This is a genomic window from Bacillus sp. FSL K6-0268, from assembly GCF_038005425.1.
GTDB classification, from domain to species: domain Bacteria; phylum Bacillota; class Bacilli; order Bacillales; family Bacillaceae_G; genus Bacillus_A; species Bacillus_A thuringiensis_S.
Genome location: NZ_JBBOTF010000001.1, coordinates 722,024 through 745,652, shown reverse-complemented (window position 1 = coordinate 745,652; position 23,629 = coordinate 722,024). Strand labels below are relative to the sequence as shown.

The following is a 23,629-nucleotide window of genomic DNA, read 5'->3' as shown; positions in this document are numbered from 1 at the left end:
ATAAAGCGCTCTCGATGGAATTCGAGAGCGCTTTATATTATATTGAAAGAGGGGTTTGGTAGAAAAATATGGGGGGATATTATGAAGATTCAAGTTGTATTATCAGGATACGGAACAGTAGGCAGAGAGTTTATAAAATTATTAAATGAAAAGTATTCATATATATATGAAACATATGGGATTCAATTAGTTGTAAGTGGCGTATTAGGAAGAAATATTGCAATACATAATGAAGACGGCTTATCTCTTCATCATTTATTGATGTATGGTGGCGGTACCGCTGCAATTGAAAAATATTTAGAGTATCATCCGAAGGAACGTGCAACAACTAGCATAAGTGGTACTGTATTGGTAGAATCAACAGTTACAAATCTTAAAGATGGAAATCCAGGGAAACAATATATGAAACAAGCGATTGAGAAACAGATGGATATAGTAGCAATTTCAAAAGGTGCACTCGTTACAAACTGGAGAGAAATAAATGAAGCAGCAAGAGGCGTAAATGTACGAATTCGATATAGCGGTGCAACAGCCGCTGCACTACCGACGCTAGATATCGGACAATTTAGTTTAGCCGGTTGCAGTATTGAAAAAATAGAAGGAATATTAAATGGAACAACTAATTATATTCTTACGAAAATGTATGAGGAAGATATGACATTTGAAGAAGCACTGAAAGAAGCGCAAAATAAAGGAATTGCTGAGACAAACCCTATATTAGATATAAGTGGTTCAGATAGTGCGTGTAAATTGTTACTTTTGACAAACAGCTTAATGGAAACAGAGAAAACACTTACTGATATACATATAAAAGGAATCGAGCACGTTACAAAACAACAAATACAAAATGCTAAGGAACAACATAAAATTATTAAATTAATAGCATCAATATATAAGGATGAGGGTGGCAATGTGAATTTAAATGTTGAACCGTGCGAAATAGAAAAAGATCATCCGTTAGCAAAAGTAAATGGGACCGAAAAAGGAATTACGTTCTTTACAGATACGATGGGACAAGTTACTACAATTGGTGGGGCTTCTAATCCACGAGGCGCTGCAGCTGCAGCTTTAAAAGATGTAATTAACTTATATCGAAAAGACTTGTAAGACCGTACCGCCCTTTATAAAAAATACATATGTCGTGGACCTTTTGTGAATGAAATAAATATGCAAAAATGATTGCAGGGGGTAAGGAATTGTTTAAGGATTTTAAAGTTGTTAAAGATCGTCCCGTTTATATTCAATTGAAAGATTATTTGAAGAAGATGATTATGAAAGGGCACTTGCTCGGGAATCAAAAAATCCCATCAACAAGGGAACTAAGTGAATTACTAAGTGTGAGTAGAAACACTGTACTTGCTGCTTATGCAGATTTAGAGCAAGAAGGACTCATTTATGCAGTTAAAGGAAAAGGGAACTTTGTTGCGAAGGTAGATATATCTAACACTTCGTCTGTTGAAATAGATTGGAAAAATAAACTTAATACAGTGACCGCATTAGCGGATGAATTAGATTTAATGAAACATGGTGTTCGTTGGGAAAAGGGAATGATTGTTTTTAATAGTATAGCCCCGGATGAGAAGCTATTTGATGTTGAAAACTTCAAAAGAGCTTTTCTTACTCGTATGTCCATTGAAGGGGACATCGTATTGAACTACGGATATGCAAAGGGATATAAACCGTTAATGAATTATTTACTTCATTACATGGAAATGAAAGGTGTAGACATTTCGAATAAAGATATTCTAATTACAAATGGATTTACAGAAGGATTGGATATTGTACTTTCTTCTTTATCAAAAAAATCCGGTCGTGTCATTTGTGAGAATCCAACTCACCACGCTGCACTAAAGCTGTTCCGTTTACATGGACTTGAAGTTCATGGGATTGATATGAATGAGGATGGTATTGATACGAATGAAGTTGAAAAAAGCTTACGTGAAAAAGATTTTGATTTTGCTTATTTAATTCCTTCTTATCATAATCCAACCGGTATTGTTACGAGTTCAGAGAAAAGAACGGAATTGATGAGGTTATTCTCGAAATATAAGGTTCCTATTATAGAGGACGGATTTAATGAAGAATTACGTTATTCAGGTTCACATTTAGCTCCCTTATTAACTTTTGCTGGAGCTGGCAATAATGTGATTTATATTAGTAGCTTTTCAAAGGTACTTTTCCCTGGTTTACGTGTAGGTTGGATTATTGCAGATAAAGAGCTGATTCATTATTTAGAAAGCGTAAAAAGAGCAAGAACAATCCACACATCTACGTTAGATCAAGCGGTTCTATTTCAATATTTACATGAGGGATATTTTGAGAAATATTTAAAAAAGGCAAGATCGGTTTATAAGAAAAAATATGAGTTAGCTGTCGGCGCGTGTAATCAGTTCATTCCTTTCAAAAGAATGACTGGAGATGGTGGACTTCATTTATTTATAGAGCTAGAAGAGCATATGAATGCCCGCACACTTTTACAAAAGTGTTATGAGAAAGGCGTTACGTTTTCACCTGGAGATGTTTTTTACTCTGATGGAGAAGGGGCGAACACTTTCCGATTAGGGTTTTCGCGCTTGAAAGAAGAAGAAATAGTTCGGGGAATTAAAATAATTGGTGATACATTAAAAAATGAAATTTGGAGTTGAGAAAATGAAAATCGGTGTTATTATGGGCGGGGTATCGTCTGAAAAACAAGTTTCAATTATGACAGGGAATGAAATGATTGCTCATTTAGATAAAAATAAGTATGAAATACTCCCAATTACATTAAATGAAAAAATGGATTTAATTGAAAAAGCGAAAGACATTGACTTTGCGTTGCTCGCATTACACGGGAAATATGGAGAAGATGGGACAGTTCAAGGAACACTGGAGAGTTTAGGGATTCCTTATAGCGGAAGTAATATGTTATCTAGTAGTATATGTATGGATAAGAATATTTCGAAAAAGATTTTACGTTATGAAGGTGTAGAAACACCAGATTGGATTGAACTTACAAAAATGGAGGATCTAAAGCTTGATGAGTTAGATAAGTTAGGATTTCCATTAGTGGTAAAACCAAACTCTGGCGGATCGAGTGTCGGGGTGAAAATCGTTTACAATAAAAATGAATTGATCTCAATGCTAGAAACTGTATTTGAATGGGATTCTGAAGTAGTAATTGAGAAGTATATAAAAGGTGATGAAATTACATGTTCCATTCTGGATGGAAAACAGTTACCTATAGTTTCAATTCGACATGCAGCCGAGTTCTTTGACTACAATGCAAAATATGATGATACTAGTACAGTTGAGGAAGTTATCGAACTTCCAGCGGAAATTAATGAACGTGTAAATAAAGCGTCACTGGCTTGTTATAAAGCATTAAAATGTAGTGTTTATGCAAGAGTTGATATGATGGTGAAGGATGGAATTCCATATGTAATGGAAATTAATACATTACCAGGGATGACACAATCAAGTTTATTGCCAAAAAGTGCAGAAGCAGCGGGAATTAGTTATAGCAAACTATTAGATATGATTATTGAAACATCATTAAAAGTTAGAAAAGAAGAAGGGTTTTAAGGGGATTATATAACTAATTCTTTTGACAGTTTCACGAAGTATGCTATGATGAATACATTATAAAAACAAAATATTTATCCACTAGGGGGGCCTTTTATAGGCTGAGATTAAATGTGATTTTGAGACTCTTAGTACCTGATCTGGTTAATGCCAGCGTAGGGAAGTGGGAAAGACGTTGCTATTTAATGAGTAAATAAATACTGTCAATTTCACTTTCTTTACGCCTGTAAAGAAAGTTTTTTTATTTTACAGCTTTAATAATTGTGGATAAATACTTATATTTTATACATTATTGGAGGGATTTAAATGACTTTTTCACAATCATTACGTAAAGAAGTAGATTCAATTTGGGAAGCGAGTTTTAACCATCCTTTTGTAAAAAAACTTGGTGAAGGAACGTTAGATTTAGCTAGTTTTCGCTATTATGTGCTTCAAGATTCATATTATTTGAGTCATTTTGCTAGAGTACAAACTTTAGGAGCTGCAAAAGCTCTTGAATTAGAGACGACAGCTCGTATGGCACATCATGCTCAAAATACATATGAGGCCGAGTTATCTTTACATGAGAATTTTGCTAAAAAGCTAGGGATAACAAAAGAAGAAAAAGATAATTTTATTCCTGCGCCAACTGCATATGCGTATACTTCACATATGTATCGTGCTGCGTATGAAGGGCATTTAGGAGATATCATTGCAGCAATTTTACCTTGCTATTGGTTGTATTACGAAATTGGGGAACGTTTAAAAGAATGTCAGCCGGAAGAGCCAATTTATAACGAATGGATTTCTGCTTATGGATCTGATTGGTTCCGTACGCTAGTTGAAGAACAAATTACACGGTTAGATACTATTGCTGAAAAAGTAACAGAGGCAGACCGCAAGCGTATGAAACAGCATTTTATTATTAGCAGTCAATATGAATATTCATTTTGGGAAATGGCTTATACATTAGAAAAGTGGCCAGTGGATACAGACGTAAAAGACGTAATTGGATAAAGAATAGAAGTAATGTTAGAGATAGGTATGGATCATACCTATCTCTATATTTTTTCTTGTCAAATTTGCGTAAAGTCATTAGTGCTACGAATATGGTGAAATAGAATATCGATAATTTAGCTCATTTAATTGTCTACGCATTAACTGGATAAACTTCTGTCACATTTATTTTACAATTAAAGAACGTAAATGTTGGTGGTATGAAGTTAAATAAGAAAAGAAACCCGAGCTGTTAGCTGTAACGGAGTTGTTTTTTCTTTGCAGGAATTTCTAAGTTAACATGAAGTGCTGTTCATACAATATGCAAATTTGCATATTGTATTTTTTTGAGTTCTTTGTGTGTTAAAATCAAATATAGAGATATGGAAATATAAAGAAGCAAAAGCAGGAATATCCAATGAATTTTGAGAGGTGTTATATGTTTACAAATAAGAAATTAATTCGATTTGGTTTATCGTTGTTTGTATTTTTAGGGATAATTAATTTTACAATCAGCTATTTCCAAACATATCTTGAAACAGCAACAGATATTAAATGGGTAATTCCAGAAATTTGGAAAACTATTTTACTAGATGTTCCTCAAGGTATACTTGTTCTTTTAGGCGCAATTGCATTATATGATTTCACAAAAGAGGCATCACAAAAAGACGCATCAATCTAAGTGTGTCTTTTTTCCATTAGAAATTTCATAGAGAGCTTTGCTGGAGAAATAGAATAAAAAGCCCTAATTAGGGCTTTTTTCTTTATAGGAATTTCTTAACCGTCATAGAAACCGGTTACTTAGAGGTGTTATAGCAAAGGCATTTACAGTACAAGAAAATCTAAGTGATATATGGAAATATATAGGATTTGTCCGCGTGATTATTGAGAAATTAATTGAGCTTAGTAAGTATGAAGATATGACGCTAGAATTTATATTTTATAATTTCTATTTATAAAAATGAGCCCATAGTAAAAATAGGTATATGAACAAGGTGCATCATCTAGTGATAAGTCATACTTTGTTGGTGTACGTATTGAACTTAGTTTATAGCGCTATTTCTACTTAGATGTAACGAACAGAAATATAGGGAAGCATCAATGAGGTTGTATTTTATAAACGGAGGTTATGAAAATGAATCAGTTTCAACAAGAAATACAAGCGTTAAGCCTTAATGATTACCGATCTGGAAATATTGTCTATTGGGACCAGCAAAATCAATATCCATATTACTATATTGAAGATGCTGCTCGTCGCTGTGGGGGTTGTGGTCGTTGTGGGGGTTGTGGCGGAGGTCGTTGTGGCGGATTCCGTTGTATTGGTTGCTTCGGTTGTTTTGGTTGCGGAGGTTGTGGCGGTTGCTCTAATTGTTTTGATGGTTTTAGTGGTACTACTGATACTACTGGTACTATTATAACGTATGAATATTGATTGTATTTATCCTGCTATTTGCCGGGCAGTAAGACCCTAAAAAAATTCAGCGAGAGCAAAGAGAAGTTAGGTGGCCGGCTGCCCATAAAAGCCCGATGGATGAGGGCTAATTAAAGTTTCACCTTATCAATTAAAAAACATTAGTTTTATATATGTACGTGCCGACAAAGAATATAGTCATTATTAATGGATATATTCAATCATTCAAGTGAAAGAGTAACAATAAGATATATAGGTGTAATCAAGATGTGATGGATAAAGCAATGACTAGATTTAAAATCTAATCATTGTTTTTTTCTTATGGTTTTATCATTAAATATCTGTCTAGTTTGGGCATTGCTTCCTTCTAGCTAATGATTTTATTACAACCGTGTAAGGTTAATGTAATGTTAATCGATAGTAAAATAAGTTGCTTGAGTGTATTTTAAATAAGATTAAAAAGTACTGTTTATCTATAAAATAATTGGGTAAATAATATGTAATTAGGAAGTGTATGAATATGGTTGAACTAAAATCTATTTTCCATTCTTATAAAGTAAAGAGAAAAATAGCTAAAGATTTATACGGAAAAAGAGATGAATTGACACTGTTATTAAATGAATTTAATAATATGAAATGTACAGTAACATCTGAAAAGAAGAAAAATAATATATTATCTCGTTTGCAACTAATTTATCAAAATATAAAATTAGATAAGCAGTATCCTCTATCAGTTTCTTTTGATAGTAAATTATTGGAGCGATTAGAAAAAGAATCTCTACATACTATTGAGGATGGTGTAACATGTCTACATTTAATGTTAGATATGAATTATGAAAAAATAAAACAATATGGGTCGAGTACAAGTAGGTCATTCGTTCCATTATCGCAGTCTTCTATTTGTCTTGCTGATTGTATTTGTTTAACAGGATTTATAGTAGGTTTACTAGGAGTAATTTCATTTGGAGGGTTCATGTTATCTATATGTTCAACTACATAACGCTTGATATTTGTAAAAAGAGCACCGATTTAAGGTGTTCTTTTTTGGTTTTTCTGTAAAGTTATTGTAAATGATAAGTACAATATATTATATATATTATATAATTTAGATGTATTAAATTACGAATACTAAGAGGTGTTGTAGATAATAATTACTTTTAATTTTTAAAAGAGTCGGTTTGATAATGTTTTATGTAGATAGTTTTTACTTTTCTTTTAAATACTTTGTTTAAATGGATTAGATTAAGTAACTTTTGTTCTAGCTTTTTGATAATCAAGACAACTGAAGAAAGGAAAGAATCATTTTATGAAAAAATTAAGGTTGTTAACATTTGAAAATATAGTAGAACCTCTTTTAAATGAAAAGGTATCATTTATATACTTTCCTATTGAATGGCTGGACATCGTAGAGATACATTATAAGACGTTTTTATTAACGAGTAAGTTGAAACGTTTGAATGAAAGACTGTATGATATGTTTTCTGATATATTGTTTATTCAGCATAATCCGTACGTATTAAATGAAAATACACCATGGATTGTATCAAAAGAACCTATTAAACAAGAGCAGCTCAATTATATTTTTCAAAGTTGGTATGAGATTATTCATGATTGGAAACCAAATAAATTAGTAGAGCCACCAAAATATGAATGGCAATCCGATTTGATTTCTAATTTGCCAGTACTACATGATAATGAAACGTATTCTAAGTGGGTGCCCGCTTTAATCTCACATATTTTTTGTGAGCGTCCTATATATTTAGAAAATACAAATGCAGAAGAAATCTATTTTTCTCCTCTTAGATCACAAAATATTTGTGAGGCGATGTCAGGGCCAATAAAAGATGAAAAAACACAAGATTTTTTCTCCTATGTATATCGATTCGAATGCATAACCCGTGGTGGTGAGAACGCTCCATTATTAAATATTTCAATAGGGATTCGGAGATTTTATCAAGAATATAATCATCCAGATATTCCTTTACTTTTCAGACGAAAACGAGGGATGATATTGATTTCTACCCCAGAGTTTGCATCAAATAATAAAAAAATACGGTTTGTAAAACTAAAAATGCAACAAGCTACAACCGGCATGAAATGGATTAAGATATTTAGAAATTTAAAAGATGATTTTCAAATAGGTGGAGATTTGGATTTAGACCATATTCTCCAATATCCGAAAGATTATATTGTCGGGGAAAATAAAAGGGTGTTATTTCCATACAATGAAAGAATATATAAAGTCCAAGGTACTAAAATAGAACCAGGTATAAAAGTAAAGGAAAGAGAGTATTTATTTAAAGAATTCCAGCGTAAATTCTCTTATTTCACAATACTTCCAGAATGTAAAAAGGTAGCAACAAATAACAAAAATGAATTATTTCCTTTATTTGCACCAAAAGGATTAGAGACATTAACATTAGAAGTTTGGTCTGAAAATATAGCGCTGGAAATAGAACAAGTATTACTTGATAGCGAAATTGTTTTGACTAAAATTGGTGAAAATTCTTTTGTATTGAATACAGATTTCCCAGTATTATTAAAGATTGTGAGATACAATATTGAAAAGGTGTTACAAAATCCATATAAAATGCAATATTGTCAAAAATATAAAACAAATCTTGTAGATGATGTTACGAAAGCTGTCTATGCTACCGCGGGTGAGCGCAGTGATGCGACATTAGCATTAATCGCAATGAAAAATTGTGATGGACGCGAAAAAATTGATCCAAAACAAATCATTAGAGAGGGATTTGCACGAACAAATCGTATTTCAACATTTATTAATTTATTTATAGGCCAAAGTGTATCTCGTAAAACAATTGTAAATAGTGTTTTTAGTCTATTAGAACAAAAAGGATTTTTGAAGCGTAGTTGGAATAAGATAAATTTACCTTGTACATATGTTAATTTATCAATTGAACGAATATCGAAATTTGATTTCTTACCTATTCTTTCAAAAATAAAAGGAAAAGAAATTTTATATAAATTATATGGGAATACAGAGTGGCAAAAGATTGATTACGTATTATTAAATATAAATAAACATAATGCATTTTTATCACAACCATCAAAGAGAAATGATATGGGGGCTCTTTTTAAACAATATGTTTTCGAAACATTAATGGAAATTGTACAATATGCAAAAGAACAAAATGAACAAGTTTACTTCATTGTAGATGCAAATTTGAGAAAATATTGGATAAAAGAGTTACAAAATAAAGAAATTAATACAGATATTTTACCTAATATTGTTCCAGAGGTATTAAAGGTTCCCAACTTAAATATTATTAGAATAAATACAGGTTTTGATGTACCAAGCTACGGTGTAATAGAATGTGATGATGCTCTAGATAGAATAGGCTTATATGCAGATCAAAAAGGGATGTATTATAGCGCTGGTGAATATTCACTTAATTGTAGTGAAGTTTTTCAGCGATATATAATTGAAATTCTACCATTAGGTGTAAAACCTGTAGAAAGGGATTATATCGCTAAAATGATACATTACATGTGCTGTAATTCTAGTATGCTTTCGAAAAAGAATGTACACATGACATATTCCGTACATATGGAGAAAGTAATAAAGAGTTATATTACTGACATAGATGCAAGAGAATTTAAAGAATTTGATGATGAATTGGATGTAGATGTAGTAAAAGTAGAAAAGAAAGATTCAATTATTCTACTTTAAATACTAGTAAACAAATCCTGCTCGTTATATCGATCAGGATTTGTCATTTTTTTATGCAAATAAGGATATCATTTGTCAAGTATCTTTTCGTTTACATATTTACTTTATGTGCAGACAGGATTAATATGTTTTTTAGAAATACAAAAACTATACCAAATGGAAAAGCGATTTTTATTAATTGAAAAAATTTGAAAGGAATGGGGAATGGTGAAGAAATTAGATGTGCTCTTAATGCTACTGAGCGTCCTCTTTCCAATTGCAGGACTTACAAAGCAAATCCCTCTAGAACAATCTGTATATATTGGAGGGCTTTTATTTTTTACTAGTTTCGGTAGTTATTTTGCTAAAAAGATGTATTCACGTATATGCAGCTGGATAGCGTATGCGCCATTTATAACATTACTGTTAGTTATTTGGCATCAGGATATTACAACAAGCTCAATCATAGCAAATGCGAAAATTGCTGCATGTGTCGCGTTAATTCCATGTTTATTTCGTTTTCGTACATATGGACTTACTTTGGGATTATTCTCATTATGGGCCGCTTTACTATGGGATATAAAAGAAGTACAGTCGTTAGTCATACTTGAACGCATGACGAGTTTAATGACAAGCCATTATGTATATATATTACTATTAATTGGAGGACTTGTATTAGGAGGATTACTTGCGATGTTCATTCACCGCAAAGAGAAAGATAATAATAAAGAAAATATAAATCTACTTGGACCAAAAAAGAAACGCAAAAAATTATCATTTAAGATTCGTCTTCCGAGATTACCGAAATTAAAGATGAAACTATTTAAGTTTGGTGGGAAAGAATCTAAAAGTAAAATTCCAGAAAAGATACATGAGCATAAGTACGAAGAACCAGTTGCAACATATAAAATGACAGAGAAAATAGATCCATACAAAGAAAATGAAGTTCAAGGTCAAACAAGGATGGAACGCCGAAGAAATAGGTTTAATGCATAATGAAGTTTAATAACCCCGTAATGACTTATCTTAATATTGATAAATCATTACGGTTTTTTTATGTAATTAAATAAAGGTTGCTAATGAGGGGGGATAGCATATTTTATAGGTGAGAAGTTAAATAAAATAAGGGGAGGATAAAATGCTTATCATTACATATATATCTGCTTGTATATTATTCTTAGTTAGCTTTTTACATGTATATTGGGGTTTCGGAGGTAATTGGGGGACAAATAGTGTTATACCAACTAAATCAGGGGAAAAGGCGTTTACACCTCGTGCCGGAATGACATTGTTCATTGCATTATTATTAAGTATGGCAGCGATAATTTTGTTGCAACAAGCAAATATTGTTCATTTTGCAGTTCCTAATGTTATTATTCAAGTCGGTTCCTGGATTTGTATGAGCGTCTTTTCTATTAGAGTAATTGGTGAGTTTAATTATTTTGGTATCTTTAAACGACAAAAAGATACGCACTTTGCTAGAATGGATACTGGTTTATATATTCCACTTTGTGCATTTTTATCTTTATCTTTCTTATTAGTAATAATTTTGTGAGTAAATAATAGTAGTTTCTTTTCTCAAAATATATGTAAACGTGAGAAATCCAAGAGTAAATAAAAAAGGGTGTAAGCGCCTTCTTGTCGAAATGTAAATTATTATGAAAGGCGGTGACACTATGAAGTATGTAAAAGTTAGTATGAATGGTGGAAGTGAACACAAATTTTCAATGACTTTAGATCGGTTTGAAGAACTTATTACTACAGAGAATGGGATATTAGAAAATAAATTAGTATGTATTGAAAATGTAATGATTAATCCTACTAATATATCTTCTGTAGTTGAGAAAATTGGTGTACCGGCTAAGTTTATGGAAGCTTAAAATCGTTAGATAAAAAACATCCCCAATGGATGTTTTTTAATTTATAAATATGAAATTGTATAGTGAATATTTGAGTAGATTTTTTTAGCAATGACTATGCATATATTAAGTACCTGAACATGGTGCATAATATATGCACGAAATAATAAGTACAAGCATATATTATGTAGTAGGACAAGATCTTCGTGTCCTACTTAATACTCAGAAAAAACCTCTAATCACATAAGAGCATCCAATTGCAGGGTGCTCTTATTTTTGTAAAAATTTACTGCAAGCCTTATTTTATAGTAGGATGCAAGAATAAAGGGCTATTTTTAAATAATGTTCTTTAGCCTTTAATGTTAAATTTATCTTTAACATTAGTAAATATTAAAAATAATATGATAGCAGAAATTAAGTTAGATAAGTAGAAATCTTGATGAAACAGTAGTTCGAAGATGACATAGAAAGTAACGAATAAGGCGATAACAGGTAGTATGCAAATAAATATAAATCTCCAATTTTTTAAGTAATGTCTATAATTAGTAAGTACTTTCTCCATAAATGTAGCTCCTATATTTTTGTTTTTATATAATTATACATTTAGATACAAGGATTTTCAAAGTAAAAATATTTAGCAATTCAAAAATATAAGGAAAGTATTTGTTGAAAATCCAGATTGCTCTAGCAATCTGGATTTGACTTTAAAGAACTATACTAAAATGATACACTATAATCTATGTTATTTTTGAAATGAATAGAGGGATTTGTGTGATAGATAAAATTAAAAATGCTGTAGAGGATATGTACGAGGATGAGGTTAAAGATTTACTTCAAAGTATTCTCATACAGTTAAACTTATTAGAAGAAAACTATAGTGAAGATACAATTAAAAATTTGATGGATATTCCGAAACAATTAACGAGTAATCCTACTTATAAAAGAAATGTAAAAGAAAGTACGCACGTACATATTGCTTTTGATGATTCAACGGCTGGTTGCTTAACATATATGTTAAGTCAAGAAGAATTATTTGAAGAGAGTGTTGTTGCTTTTTCTGAATTCTTTTCAATTGGACCGATATATAAGTTGCATACGAATGGGGGGCAACTAGCAAGACAGAAGTGGTTAATAAATAATTTAACTGCTTATGATAGTTATTTTGAAGAAGAATATTTATCAAGATTTATAGCAACTATAGAAGAACTACATACTATTCCTGTTGAAACGCCTATTACAATTTGGAAGGCTGATAATGCACATGAACATGTAGGCCTAAGTTTTGTAATGGCACAATTAAAGGATAAGAAAAAAATTCGAGTTATTAATACATCTGAAGCAAGTCGAGAAATATTAAAACAAGAGTATGATATTCGTGGAACTGGAGAATTACCACCTGAAAGTTTAGCTCTATTCCAAAAAAGTTTTGCAAAGTTACCGTATTTAACTGAAGAGAAGCGAATGAAGTTTGAACATGAATGGGATAGAATATCGGGAAGCGTAGAATGTTTAAGAGTGTGGAAAGAAAATGAAGTATATTCTGTACAAGAAGATTATTTTGATCAATTTATAATTGAATGCGCGAAAAGTGTGGGTGCTGATCGAGAATTCCTCAAAGCTCCTAGAGTAATTGGTGAAGCACTTGGTCTTGTTGAACAATTGGTTGGAGATACTTTCTTAGAATATCGCTTGAAACAATTAATTAAACAAGAAGTATTTGAATTTGAAGGTTCGTTAGATGAAATGCGTTTTTATAGTGTGAAGTTAAGGAAATAATAAACACCTTCTATTTTTGAAAGGCTCGTATTTTTAATAATACGAGCTTTTTAAGTTGAATTTGGGCTATAACATAAGCTTCCCAGAGAGGGCATATCACATATAAATGTTAAAGGTAATGAATGAAAAGTAGGTGATTTGTTAATATGTATAACCAACAAAATTATCCATATGATCAAGCGATGTATTATAATCCACAAAACTACGGGTATGAATCTGTAGATGAAGCGAGAGATATGGAACAAGAAGATTACAGACCAGATGATGCGGAAGATGCTCCAACGTCACCACCGCCGTCGCAAGCTCCGTCGTTACCGTCTACCTTTGCGTCTCCATCTCAAGCGGGCAATATGAAATCATGGATGTGTAATTGTCTAGGAAGATGGGGCTATTTACGTTTACATCGTCCTGGTCCTTTCGGAAGGGACTTATGGTTCTTTCCGACTGAAGTGAGAAGAAACGGAGTATCAGGTTACACTTGGCAAGGTGGTCGTCGTCGTAAAGTAAGTTATCGCTATCAACAAATTAGTAATTTTATGTGCTTCGCATAAAGAGTAGTGGGAGAGTGAAACGATTTTACTCTCTCACTTTTTTATTTTTCAATATACGAAGTAAGATTTTGGTTAAAAATTTACAATTTTCACGTTTTTATTAGAGTATAATGCATATGTTGGGTTGGTTTTCAAAAACAAATGAGAGTGAGGGAATACAATGTCAATGAAAAACAAGGTTGGACTAAAAATAGAGGAGGGCATTAATTTAGCTTCAGCTCAATTTAAAGAAGATGCGTATGAAATTTATAAAGAATCTAGAAAAATGCAACCTATCTTATTTGTGAATAAAACTGAACTAGGTGCGGAATGGCTTATCACAAGATATGAAGATGCTTTGCCACTTTTAAAAGATAGTCGCTTAAAAAAAGATCCAGCCAATGTATTTTCTCAAGATACATTGAATGTGTTTCTTACTGTTGACAATAGTGATTATTTAACTACTCATATGTTAAATTCAGATCCACCTAACCATAATCGTTTACGATCACTCGTACAAAAAGCTTTTACACCGAAGATGATCACGCAATTGGAAGGAAGAATACAGGATATTGCAGGTGATTTGTTAAATGAAGTCGAGCGAAAGGGTTCATTAAATCTTGTTGATGATTATTCGTTCCCTTTACCGATTATTGTAATAAGTGAAATGCTTGGCATTCCAAAAGAAGATCAAGCGAAATTTAGAATTTGGTCTCATGCTGTCATTGCTTACCCAGAAACACCAGAAGAAATAAAAGAAACTGAAAAGCAACTATCTGAGTTTATTACATATCTTCAATATTTAGTTGATATTAAACGAAAAGAGCCAAAAGAAGACTTGGTGAGTGCTTTAATACTTGCAGAGAGTGAAGGGCATAAACTTAGCGCTCGGGAACTATATTCAATGATAATGTTACTAATTGTGGCGGGACACGAGACAACGGTAAATTTAATAACAAATACGGTATTAGCGCTCCTCGAAAATCCAGATCAATTACAGTTATTAAAAGAAAATCCAAAATTAATTGATGCCGCTATTGAGGAAGGACTACGATATTATTCTCCAGTTGAGGTTACAACTTCAAGATGGGCAGATGAACCTTTTCAAATTCACGACCAAACAATCGAAAAAGGAGATATGGTTGTCATTGCCTTAGCTTCTGCAAACCGTGATGAAACTGTATTTGAAAACCCAGAAGTATTCGATATTACTCGGGAAAATAATCGTCATATTGCCTTTGGTCATGGGAGCCATTTCTGCTTAGGCGCTCCACTTGCTAGGTTGGAAGCAAAGATTGCTATTACTACTCTGTTTAATCGAATGCCTGAACTACAAATAAAAGGGAATCGTGAAGAAATTAAATGGCAAGGTAACTATTTAATGCGTTCTTTAGAGGAATTGCCTTTAACTTTCTAGAATAGTAAAAGGAGACATGCATACATCGAAAATGATTTACATAGAGTATGTATGTGTTATTTAAATTCGAAACGGAAGGGTGAAGACATCCCAATGATCAACTAATTCTATTTGTAAGAGATCTTCGTTAAAAAACGAAATATTCTTCTGAATAGGGTTAGTCTGTACATTTATAGAAAAGGGATGTATTTCGCTCTGCGAATATATAGTCTTTTTATATGATTTGTGCTGCCTCCTGTTCAGAACATGAAATAGGAGGCTTTTTTATGTCGACAAATGTAGTAACGAAACAAAACAATGGGGTATCACAAGTATTAAAAAATCGGTTTGTTCAAGGGATTTTAGCATCAGCATTATTTTTACAAATAGGAATATGGGTTCGAAACTTTGCGGTATTACTATATGTAATGGAAATGACAAAAGGTGATGCTTTTGCTATTTCGATGATTTCAGTTGCTGAATTCGCTCCAATTTTTATATTTTCATTTATTGGCGGTACTTTTGCTGATAGGTGGAAGCCAAAGAAGACAATGATATGGTGTGAGACGTTAAGTTCCATTTCAGTATTCGCTGTATTAATTACGCTTATGTTTGGAACGTGGAAAATTGTGTTTTTTGTGACACTCATCTCTGCAATCCTTTCACAGTTTTCACAACCATCTGGAATGAAGTTGTTTAAACAACATTTATCAACGGAACAAATTCAATTAGCAATGTCTATATATCAAACGATATTTGCAATATTTATGGTATTAGGACCAATCCTAGGGACATTTATCTTTCATAGTTTTGGAATTTATATTTCAATCATCATAACAGGCATCTCGTTTGTACTTGCGGCAGTTGTATTGTTATTTCTTCCGAAAGATCTTGAAAACGACGTAGAAAAGAAAGATATCACTCTGTTGCAGGAGATGAAGGACGGTATTAAGTATGTCAAAAAGAAAAAAGCATTAACTTTGCTGGGGCTTTGTTTTATGGCTGCAGGACTAGGTATAGGATTAATTCAGCCATTAGGTATATTTATTGTGACTGAGCAGTTAGGATTATCAAAAGAGAGTTTACAGTGGCTACTAACAGTAAATGGTGCGGGAATGATTGTTGGCGGGGCATTAGCGATGGTATTTGCGAAAAACGTTGCTCCGCAAAAGATGTTAATTATCGGTATGCTTGGTCAAGCAATTGGTATTAGCATTATAGGGTATTCTACAAATTTATGGGTTACACTTACAGCGCAGCTTTTTAGTGGTTTAGCTCTTCCTTGTATCCAAATTGGTATTAATACGCTTATTATTCAAAATAGCGATACCGATTTTATAGGTCGTGTAAATGGTATTTTAAGTCCGCTATTTACCGGTTCAATGGTAGTAACGATGAGTATAGCTGGCTCATTAAAAGAGATGTTTTCATTAAGTATGATGTATGAAGGGACGGCTTTACTTTTTATAATTGGATTATTGTTTATTATACCTATATACAATTTAAAGCCAGTAATAGCGATAGAAAGTGAAATAAGTGGTAAAGGAAGTGCTGTACAGAATGAATCCTAATCCAAATATTAAATACCCTATTGAAGGAAATCAAAACGTTCAATTTATAAAAAATACAATAACAAAATCTAATATACTTGTTGGTGACTATTCTTATTATGATGCGAAAGATGGAGAAAAATTTGAAAATCGAGTATTACATCATTATGAATTTCTTGGAGATCGCCTTATTATTGGAAAGTTTTGTTGTATTGCATCTGGAGTTAACTTTATTATGAACGGAGCCAATCATCGGATGGATGGATTTTCGGCATATCCATTTAATATATTTGGAAATGGGTGGGAGAAGTATACACCTAGTTTGTCTGATTTACCTTACAAAGGTGATACAGTTATAGGAAATGACGTTTGGGTTGGTATGGATACAACAATTATGCCCGGAATAAAAATAGGGGATGGTGCAATCATTGCAGCTAAATCTGTTGTGACTAGAGACGTCGCACCATATACAATTGTTGGTGGAAACCCTGCAAATAAAATAAAAGAGAGATTTTCAAATGAAACAATTCAAGAATTATTGCAAATTCAATGGTGGCATTTTGACATTGAAAAAATAACTGAAAATATAGATGTGATTGTACGAGGAGATATTGAATCATTAAGAAAACTAAAAAGGTAATAAAAAATGCATGACAAAGAGTATCATACCTCCGAATTTTGTTAATGATAATAGAACAAGGAGGTGTGATACTATGGCACAAGACGTTTTATGTGAAGTAAACAACTGTAAATTTTGGGCGAATGGTAATAAATGTAGTGCAGAGGCAATTTACGTAGTAAGTCATAAAGGTAAACATGCATCTACAACGGAAGAAACAGATTGCAAAACTTTCGATCCAGAAGTGTAAATTGTTTAAGGGTAGCCAAATCGTGGTTGCCCTTTTATTAATTATAGTATTGATAATAAATATCATTTTCATTCATTGTTTTTAAATTTTCTTGTTATTTTTTCATATTTTTTTCATAAGTGATGTAATCCAAGTCAACTCATGTTCAATTCGTGATTTACTAAATTCAATGACTTCAGTAATAAAAGATGAGGTAACCTCTAGAGACTGAATAGCAGTAAGCTGATTATGTAGTACGTTTTGGCGTATAGTTAAAATCTCTTTTCTAGCCTCATAGTCAAGTTTTTCAAATAGTGCGATACGAACAAGGAATTCTGCATTGTTTGTCGCAAGTTTTTCGGGAAAATCTCGTAACATTTCAGAAAAAATTTCTTCTCCTGTTTCTGTTATATCGTACATATTTCGGTTTGGTTTTCCGACTTGTTTATGTATTTTTTTCGTTATAGCACCCATATTTTCAAAGCGCCGAAGGGCAGGGTAAAGCATGTTGTGATTTAATTCAAAATTCTCACCTAAACGATTTTGAACATTTTTTTTGATTTCATATCCATGTTTTGGTCCTGTCGTTAATTCTGCTAGTAGTAAAATGTCAACGTACATAAAAATCCCCCTTATATATTTCTCAAGTCCTCTAATGAAAAATCTCCTTTAATATATGTTAAAATAACATATGATAGTTTATACAACTTTGAACTGCCGACCTATCACTTTTATTGTAAAAGAAAAGGGAGGAAAGAACTATGGCTTCACCTGAAAATGTTATTTTAGTTCATGAAATTTCAAAGCTGAAAACAAAAGAAGAATTATGGAATCCATATGAATGGTATCGTTTGATGAGGGATAATCACCCAGTTCATTATGATGAAGAGCAGGATGTATGGAATGTTTTTTTATATGATGATGTAAATCGTGTTTTATCAGATTATCGCTTATTTTCAAGTAGAAGGGAGCGCAGACAATTCTCAATCCCTCCATTAGAAACTAGAATAAATATAAACTCTACAGATCCACCAGAACATCGCAATGCACGTTCCATTGTTTCTAAGGCATTTACTCCAAGAAGTCTAGAACAGTGGAAACCTCGAATACAGGTTATCGCAGATGAACTTGTACAGCATATCGAAAAATATAGTGAAGTTAATATCGTTGAACAGTTTGCTGCCCCTTTACCTGTTACCGTTATTTCTGATTTATTAGGAGTCCCAACAACAGATCGTAAAAAAATTAAAGAATGGTCTGATATTTTATTTATGCCGTATAGTAAAGAAAAGTTTAATGATCTGGATGCTGAGAAAGGGATAGCATTAAATGAATTCAAGGCATATCTTCTACCGATCGTTCAGGAAAAGAGATATCATTTAACTGATGATATCATTTCCGATTTAATTCGAGCTGAATATGAAGGAGAAAGATTAACCGATGAAGAAATTGTAACCTTTTCATTAGGTTTACTAGCGGCTGGGAATGAAACCACTACAAATTTAATTATTAATAGCTTTTATTGCTTTTTAGTAGATTCACCTGGAATTTATGAAGATTTAAGAAAAAACCCTAGCTTAATTTCAAAAGCGATTGAGGAAGTATTACGCTATCGCTTTCCTGTTACATTGGCCCGGAGGATTACAGAGGATACAAATATATTTGGCCCTTTAATGAAAAAGGATCAGATGATTGTTGCGTGGGTTAGTGCAGCGAATTTAGATGAGAAAAAATTTTCACACCCCTCTCAATTTAATGTACATCGAATAGGAAATGAAAAGCATTTAACCTTTGGGAAAGGTCCTCACTTTTGCTTAGGAGCACCACTTGCACGTTTAGAAGCTGAGATTGCATTAACTACCTTTATAAATGCTTTTGAAAAAATAGAGCTATCTCCATCTTTCTGTTTAGAAAAATGTATATTGGAAAATGAACAAACATTAAAATACTTACCTATTCGATTGAAAGCCAAATAAAAATCTCAACAAGGTGCATACATTTGCATCTTGTTTTTTGTTTCTCAATTGTGAGTTTCAGGTAATTACCTTAATATGGAGTTGTATAAAACGTAGAGGAGGATTCCTATGTTGACTTGTAATGGAAGTAAATCATTTCAAAAGTTTATTAAAGGTGTTACAGATCTTATGGAAAACGGTTTATTTGAAGAAGAAATAGTGTGTGGCATTGAAAAGTTACTAGAAGAACTTTTAGAAAAGAAAACATGGCTTCCGTTAGATAAACAGAAGGCGAATTCGACTCAATATGCACGACATTTATTGTATGAGGATCCGCTCAAACGTTTTGAAGTACTAGCTCTCGTATGGAAAGATGGACAATCTACACCTTTACATGATCATGACGGCACATGGGGGGTAGAAGGCGTCTTTTCAGGAAGGATAATGGTGCAGAACTTTATACAAACGAAACAACTTGGAAATTCACTTGTTTATTTAACACATACAGGAAATCTTTATTTGGGAGAAGGAGAAACCGATAAAGTCATTCCACCTGCGGATTGTCATATTCTTGAAATTAGCAAAAAGGAAAGCGTTATCACAATTCATATCTATGGAAAACGGTTAGAAAAGTTTAAAGTATATATCCCAACTGAAGAAAAAAATGTGTACATGTGTGAGACAAAATACATTAGTTATAATTCATAGTTTGAAATCCAAAGCTTTTTAAAAAGAAAAGCTTTGGATTTTATTTTTAATTATTTCTTGACCTGAAACGCTTTTCATAAATTATAAATAAGAAGTACCTCACGAGGATTGTATGAAAACGATACCTAATAATTAATTAGAACTCGTGTATTTATAGAAAGTGGTGAAGAAATAATGAAATTAATCGCAATTGATTTAGATGGAACTCTTCTTTCGGGGAATAAAATGATTAGTAAAGAAAATGCAGAAGCAATTCGAACATGTCAAGAAGCTGGCCATGTTGTAGCAATTTGTACTGGACGTTCTATTGTTGATATTGAACGATTATTGTTAGAAGTTGATTTAGAGTGTCCAATCATTGCGGAAAATGGTGCGCTTATATATAAAGATAAGAAAATGATGAAGAGATATCCAATTCAAAATATGCAGGCACTTGAAATTGTGGAATATCTTGAAGAGAATGGTTTATATTATCAGCTTTATACTGATAAAGGTGTGTATGTACCGGATTATGGAGTAGAGAGTGTACGTAATGAAATTGAGTATGTGAAGAATTCAAAAGAAAATTTCGACTTGAAAGAGTTAAAAACAATCGCAGCATTATATCTTGAGCATACAGCGTTTCATAGTGCGGAAAGTTGTAAGCCAATTGTAGAAACAGATATACATGTGCATAAACTATTACCATTTTCTTATGATATTGAGAAATTAAAAAAACTAAAAGAAACATTTATTCATAATACAGATTTAGCAATTACATCTTCATATTGGCACAATTTAGAGATTAATCATAGAGATGCTCAAAAAGGGAATGGATTATATACTTTAGCAGAATATCTTAATATTCCAGTTGAAAACACTGTAGCGATAGGTGATGGGCTAAACGACGTTTCTATGATGGAAAAAGCGAACATATCAATTGCGATGGGTAATGCAGTTGAAGAAATAAAAACAATCTGTAAATACGAAACGTTATCAAATGAAGAACATGGTGTGGCACATGCTTTATATAAATATGTAATGTAATTAAAAAAGAAAAAAGAATCCAAAGGGATTCTTTTTTCTTTTTTATTAGGGGTAAGGTATTCTATGAGATTCATAGAAGCCTTATTACATTTCATTATATAGAATATATTGGAATAAATGTTTATATTTTTCATGAAATTTGTGAATATTTTATGAATTTTATACTTGTTGCATTTTTATACCGTTATTAGTGACGCGTATGACCCTCAAGGAAAAATTCAGTGAATGTAAGGAGGAATGAACGAAATATCTACTAATTAAAGGTATATTCAGTATATACATTCTTTTCTTATTTTAATTGAAAAATAAAATTTGTGCGAATAATTATTCTACAGCTATATACCTACACTAGCTTTCTTCGTATAATGGAGAAGTATGAATTTTAGATTTGTATTAATTTTACATATTGAGGTGAAAAAGGAATGAATTCGCGGCTAATGGAACTTATTGATGTGAGTACAATAGAAACCATGGCAGAACAATTTTATAAATTAACTAACATATCACATCAACTTCTTGATGCTGAAAAAGAGTGTATTTTTTCATTCGGAAGGAATGAGATAATTAAGAGTAAACTTCCAAAGATTGAAATCCCCATTTTCTTATACAATCAACATTTAGGATCTTTTGTTGTATGGTCCAAAAAAAGCGAAATTTTCAGTTGTCAAAAATACTTTGAAATGCTCTCAAGTTTAATTTTAGATGGCGCAATAAAAGTAATTCAAAGTAAAAAAACAACGTTGCTTTCTCAGAAAGAGGAGGAACTACATACGATTTTACAAAACATGCCTGTTATGGTCGATGCGCTTGATTATAATGGAGATTTTGTTTTGTGGAACCGAGAATGTGAAATTGTAACAGGTTATACCGCTGAAGAAATAATTGGAAATCCAAATGCACTTCAATTATTATATCCTGATCATAGTTATCGCCAGCAAATACAAAAGAAATTTTTAACTTGTGGAAAAAATTTCAGAGATTGGGAAATGCACTTAACATGTAAAAATGGTGAAATCAAAACAATAATGTGGTCTAATATATCAGAACAGTTTCCTGTAACAGGATATAGTTATTGGGCTGTTGGTGTAGATATTACACATTTAAAAGCGATAGAAGAGCAGTTAAAACAACAAACATCTGAACTGGAATTAATATTTAAAGCTTTACCAGATTTATGTTTCTTAACAGAAGATGATGGCACAATTATAGATTACAAAGCAGGATCTCCTACAAAGTTTTACGTACCCGCAGAAGCTTTTATGGGAAAAAAGTTTTACGAAGTATTACCATCTTCAGTAGCACAGCAGTTTCAGGAAGCCATTAATCAAGTGAAGAAAAAAGGAACGAATGTAATTGTAGAATATCCACTCACACTTAATGGAAGTATTGATTTCTTTGAAGCTAGGTGCTTACCATTATTACATGATAAAATTATGATTATTGTACGTGACATTACAGAGCGAAAAAAGACAGAAGAATTGCTAAACAAATCAGATACGCTTGCAGCAATTGGTCAATTAGCAGCTGGGGTAGCTCATGAAGTAAGAAATCCCTTAACTGTAATTAAAGGTTTTATACAGTTATTCCAAATTAATAAAGAAGATCAAGAAAGATATTTTGATCTTATGCTTTCTGAAATTGAAAGGATAGAAGCGATCCTGCAAGAATTTTTGTCAATTGCTAAAACAGATGAGATAAATACAGAAAAGAAAAATATTTATCAAATTTTTAAAAATGTCGTATCGTTAATGAATACAAAAGCAATTATGACAAATATTCAAGTTGAACTATTTACGGATGACAAAGATATAATTATTGAATGCTCGGAAAATCAATTGAAACAAGTATTTATTAATATTTTGCAAAATTCAATCGAAGCTATGCCAAATGGTGGGGAAATTTCAATTCACATAAAAGAAATAAATGATGATGGTGTCATCATTCATGTAATAGATGAAGGAATAGGAATACCTGAAGAAAGAATTAAGAGATTAGGTGAACCTTTTTATAGTACGAAAGAAAAAGGGACTGGTATTGGATTAATGTTAAGTTATAAAATTATTGAAAGTCATCAAGGGACAATTAGTATCATGAGCGAGGTTGGTGTCGGGACAACAGTAACAATTTACTTACCGAAAGTACAAAGTAAACAATCTTTTTCTAATTGTGACGATAAATGTATAGCAATACGCACTAGTAGTAATTCTTAAATCAATTAATACCCAATAACAAAGCGATTAGTGAAAGCTAATCTTTTTGTTATTGGGTATTTTTTATATTTAATTTAGTAAACTTTATCTTTTCTTTACATTTGTTTTAATTTCTATTAAGTTTTAAACATTATATTAATATTTGTAC

23 protein-coding genes, 1 pseudogene and 1 riboswitch are annotated in these 23,629 nt (G+C 32.0%); of the genes and pseudogenes, 22 read left to right on the top strand and 2 right to left on the bottom strand.

Annotated elements, in window-relative coordinates:
- Positions 1-81: 81 nt before the first annotated feature.
- The 12 genes and pseudogenes from MHI28_RS03800 to MHI28_RS03745 all read left to right on the top strand — a co-directional run bounded on the left by MHI28_RS03800 (position 82) and on the right by MHI28_RS03745 (position 11,503).
- The gene (locus MHI28_RS03800; protein ID WP_000701766.1) at positions 82-1,107 is read left to right on the top strand and encodes a homoserine dehydrogenase; all 1,026 of its coding nucleotides are present in this window, start codon (positions 82-84) and stop codon (positions 1,105-1,107) included.
- Positions 1,108-1,196: 89 nt separating this feature from the next.
- The gene (gene pdxR, locus MHI28_RS03795; RefSeq protein WP_000471637.1) at positions 1,197-2,645 is read left to right on the top strand and encodes a MocR-like pyridoxine biosynthesis transcription factor PdxR; all 1,449 of its coding nucleotides are present in this window, start codon (positions 1,197-1,199) and stop codon (positions 2,643-2,645) included.
- A 4-nt stretch (positions 2,646-2,649) separates the two neighbouring features.
- Positions 2,650-3,564, top strand: a complete 915-nt coding sequence (locus MHI28_RS03790) for a D-alanine--D-alanine ligase (protein WP_002162788.1) — start codon at positions 2,650-2,652, stop codon at positions 3,562-3,564.
- A 73-nt stretch (positions 3,565-3,637) separates the two neighbouring features.
- A riboswitch (TPP riboswitch) is annotated at positions 3,638-3,743 on the top strand.
- A gap of 127 nt (positions 3,744-3,870) precedes the next feature.
- Entirely contained in the window at positions 3,871-4,560 is a 690-nt protein-coding gene (gene tenA, locus MHI28_RS03785) for a thiaminase II (RefSeq protein ID WP_000144509.1), read from the top strand.
- Positions 4,561-4,957: 397 nt separating this feature from the next.
- On the top strand, positions 4,958-5,221 hold the full coding sequence (locus tag MHI28_RS03780; RefSeq protein ID WP_002162787.1) for a DUF3937 family protein: 264 nt from the start codon (positions 4,958-4,960) through the stop codon (positions 5,219-5,221).
- A 447-nt stretch (positions 5,222-5,668) separates the two neighbouring features.
- A complete protein-coding gene (locus MHI28_RS03775; RefSeq protein ID WP_340827625.1) occupies positions 5,669-5,971 on the top strand; it encodes a heterocycloanthracin/sonorensin family bacteriocin in 303 nt (100 codons plus the stop codon).
- A gap of 152 nt (positions 5,972-6,123) precedes the next feature.
- Positions 6,124-6,255, top strand: a pseudogene (locus MHI28_RS03770) (site-specific integrase); the annotation flags it as partial.
- Positions 6,256-6,464: 209 nt separating this feature from the next.
- Positions 6,465-6,950 (top strand): hypothetical protein, encoded by a 486-nt coding sequence (locus tag MHI28_RS03765; RefSeq protein ID WP_002082715.1) that lies wholly within the window; start codon positions 6,465-6,467, stop codon positions 6,948-6,950.
- Between the two features lie 306 nt (positions 6,951-7,256).
- Positions 7,257-9,644, top strand: coding sequence for an RNaseH domain-containing protein (locus tag MHI28_RS03760; protein WP_086413281.1), 2,388 nt, complete (start codon positions 7,257-7,259; stop codon positions 9,642-9,644).
- A gap of 207 nt (positions 9,645-9,851) precedes the next feature.
- Entirely contained in the window at positions 9,852-10,619 is a 768-nt protein-coding gene (locus MHI28_RS03755) for a DUF3959 family protein (protein WP_043311782.1), read from the top strand.
- Positions 10,620-10,761: 142 nt separating this feature from the next.
- A complete protein-coding gene (locus MHI28_RS03750; RefSeq protein WP_000905579.1) occupies positions 10,762-11,178 on the top strand; it encodes a DUF3995 domain-containing protein in 417 nt (138 codons plus the stop codon).
- Between the two features lie 121 nt (positions 11,179-11,299).
- On the top strand, positions 11,300-11,503 hold the full coding sequence (locus tag MHI28_RS03745) for a hypothetical protein (protein ID WP_000878369.1): 204 nt from the start codon (positions 11,300-11,302) through the stop codon (positions 11,501-11,503).
- Between the two features lie 328 nt (positions 11,504-11,831).
- Here MHI28_RS03745 and MHI28_RS03740 read toward each other — a convergent pair whose 3' ends face one another.
- Positions 11,832-12,044, bottom strand: a complete 213-nt coding sequence (locus MHI28_RS03740; protein WP_000416837.1) for a hypothetical protein — start codon at positions 12,042-12,044, stop codon at positions 11,832-11,834.
- A 209-nt stretch (positions 12,045-12,253) separates the two neighbouring features.
- Here MHI28_RS03740 and MHI28_RS03735 point away from each other — a divergent pair, with 209 nt between their 5' ends.
- The 6 genes from MHI28_RS03735 to MHI28_RS03710 all read left to right on the top strand — a co-directional run bounded on the left by MHI28_RS03735 (position 12,254) and on the right by MHI28_RS03710 (position 17,603).
- Positions 12,254-13,258, top strand: a complete 1,005-nt coding sequence (locus tag MHI28_RS03735) for a DUF1835 domain-containing protein (RefSeq protein ID WP_000565699.1) — start codon at positions 12,254-12,256, stop codon at positions 13,256-13,258.
- A gap of 146 nt (positions 13,259-13,404) precedes the next feature.
- Complete coding sequence (locus MHI28_RS03730; RefSeq protein ID WP_000282691.1) at positions 13,405-13,809, top strand: hypothetical protein; 405 nt, start codon at positions 13,405-13,407, stop codon at positions 13,807-13,809.
- Between the two features lie 160 nt (positions 13,810-13,969).
- Positions 13,970-15,205: a cytochrome P450 gene (gene cypA / locus MHI28_RS03725; protein ID WP_000062094.1), complete on the top strand. Its 1,236-nt coding sequence runs from the start codon at positions 13,970-13,972 to the stop codon at positions 15,203-15,205.
- Positions 15,206-15,471: 266 nt separating this feature from the next.
- Entirely contained in the window at positions 15,472-16,755 is a 1,284-nt protein-coding gene (locus tag MHI28_RS03720) for an MFS transporter (RefSeq protein WP_000106404.1), read from the top strand.
- Entirely contained in the window at positions 16,745-17,374 is a 630-nt protein-coding gene (locus tag MHI28_RS03715; protein WP_001069208.1) for a Vat family streptogramin A O-acetyltransferase, read from the top strand. The genes MHI28_RS03720 and MHI28_RS03715 overlap by 11 nt, the downstream gene beginning before the upstream one ends.
- A gap of 73 nt (positions 17,375-17,447) precedes the next feature.
- Positions 17,448-17,603, top strand: a complete 156-nt coding sequence (locus MHI28_RS03710) for a DUF1540 domain-containing protein (RefSeq protein ID WP_000046095.1) — start codon at positions 17,448-17,450, stop codon at positions 17,601-17,603.
- Between the two features lie 102 nt (positions 17,604-17,705).
- Here MHI28_RS03710 and MHI28_RS03705 read toward each other — a convergent pair whose 3' ends face one another.
- Positions 17,706-18,203, bottom strand: coding sequence for a PadR family transcriptional regulator (locus MHI28_RS03705; RefSeq protein ID WP_000289119.1), 498 nt, complete (start codon positions 18,201-18,203; stop codon positions 17,706-17,708).
- A gap of 140 nt (positions 18,204-18,343) precedes the next feature.
- On the opposite strand from MHI28_RS03705, the gene MHI28_RS03700 reads away from it, so the two are divergent.
- The 4 genes from MHI28_RS03700 to MHI28_RS03685 all read left to right on the top strand — a co-directional run bounded on the left by MHI28_RS03700 (position 18,344) and on the right by MHI28_RS03685 (position 23,481).
- Entirely contained in the window at positions 18,344-19,558 is a 1,215-nt protein-coding gene (locus MHI28_RS03700; protein WP_000168008.1) for a cytochrome P450, read from the top strand.
- A 108-nt stretch (positions 19,559-19,666) separates the two neighbouring features.
- On the top strand, positions 19,667-20,245 hold the full coding sequence (locus MHI28_RS03695) for a cysteine dioxygenase family protein (RefSeq protein ID WP_000954440.1): 579 nt from the start codon (positions 19,667-19,669) through the stop codon (positions 20,243-20,245).
- Positions 20,246-20,419: 174 nt separating this feature from the next.
- Positions 20,420-21,271 carry a Cof-type HAD-IIB family hydrolase gene (locus MHI28_RS03690; protein ID WP_000766389.1) on the top strand — a complete coding sequence of 284 codons (852 nt, stop codon included), beginning with the start codon at positions 20,420-20,422 and terminating at the stop codon, positions 21,269-21,271.
- A 422-nt stretch (positions 21,272-21,693) separates the two neighbouring features.
- On the top strand, positions 21,694-23,481 hold the full coding sequence (locus tag MHI28_RS03685; protein ID WP_340827622.1) for an ATP-binding protein: 1,788 nt from the start codon (positions 21,694-21,696) through the stop codon (positions 23,479-23,481).
- The last annotated feature ends 148 nt before the right edge of the window (positions 23,482-23,629 follow it).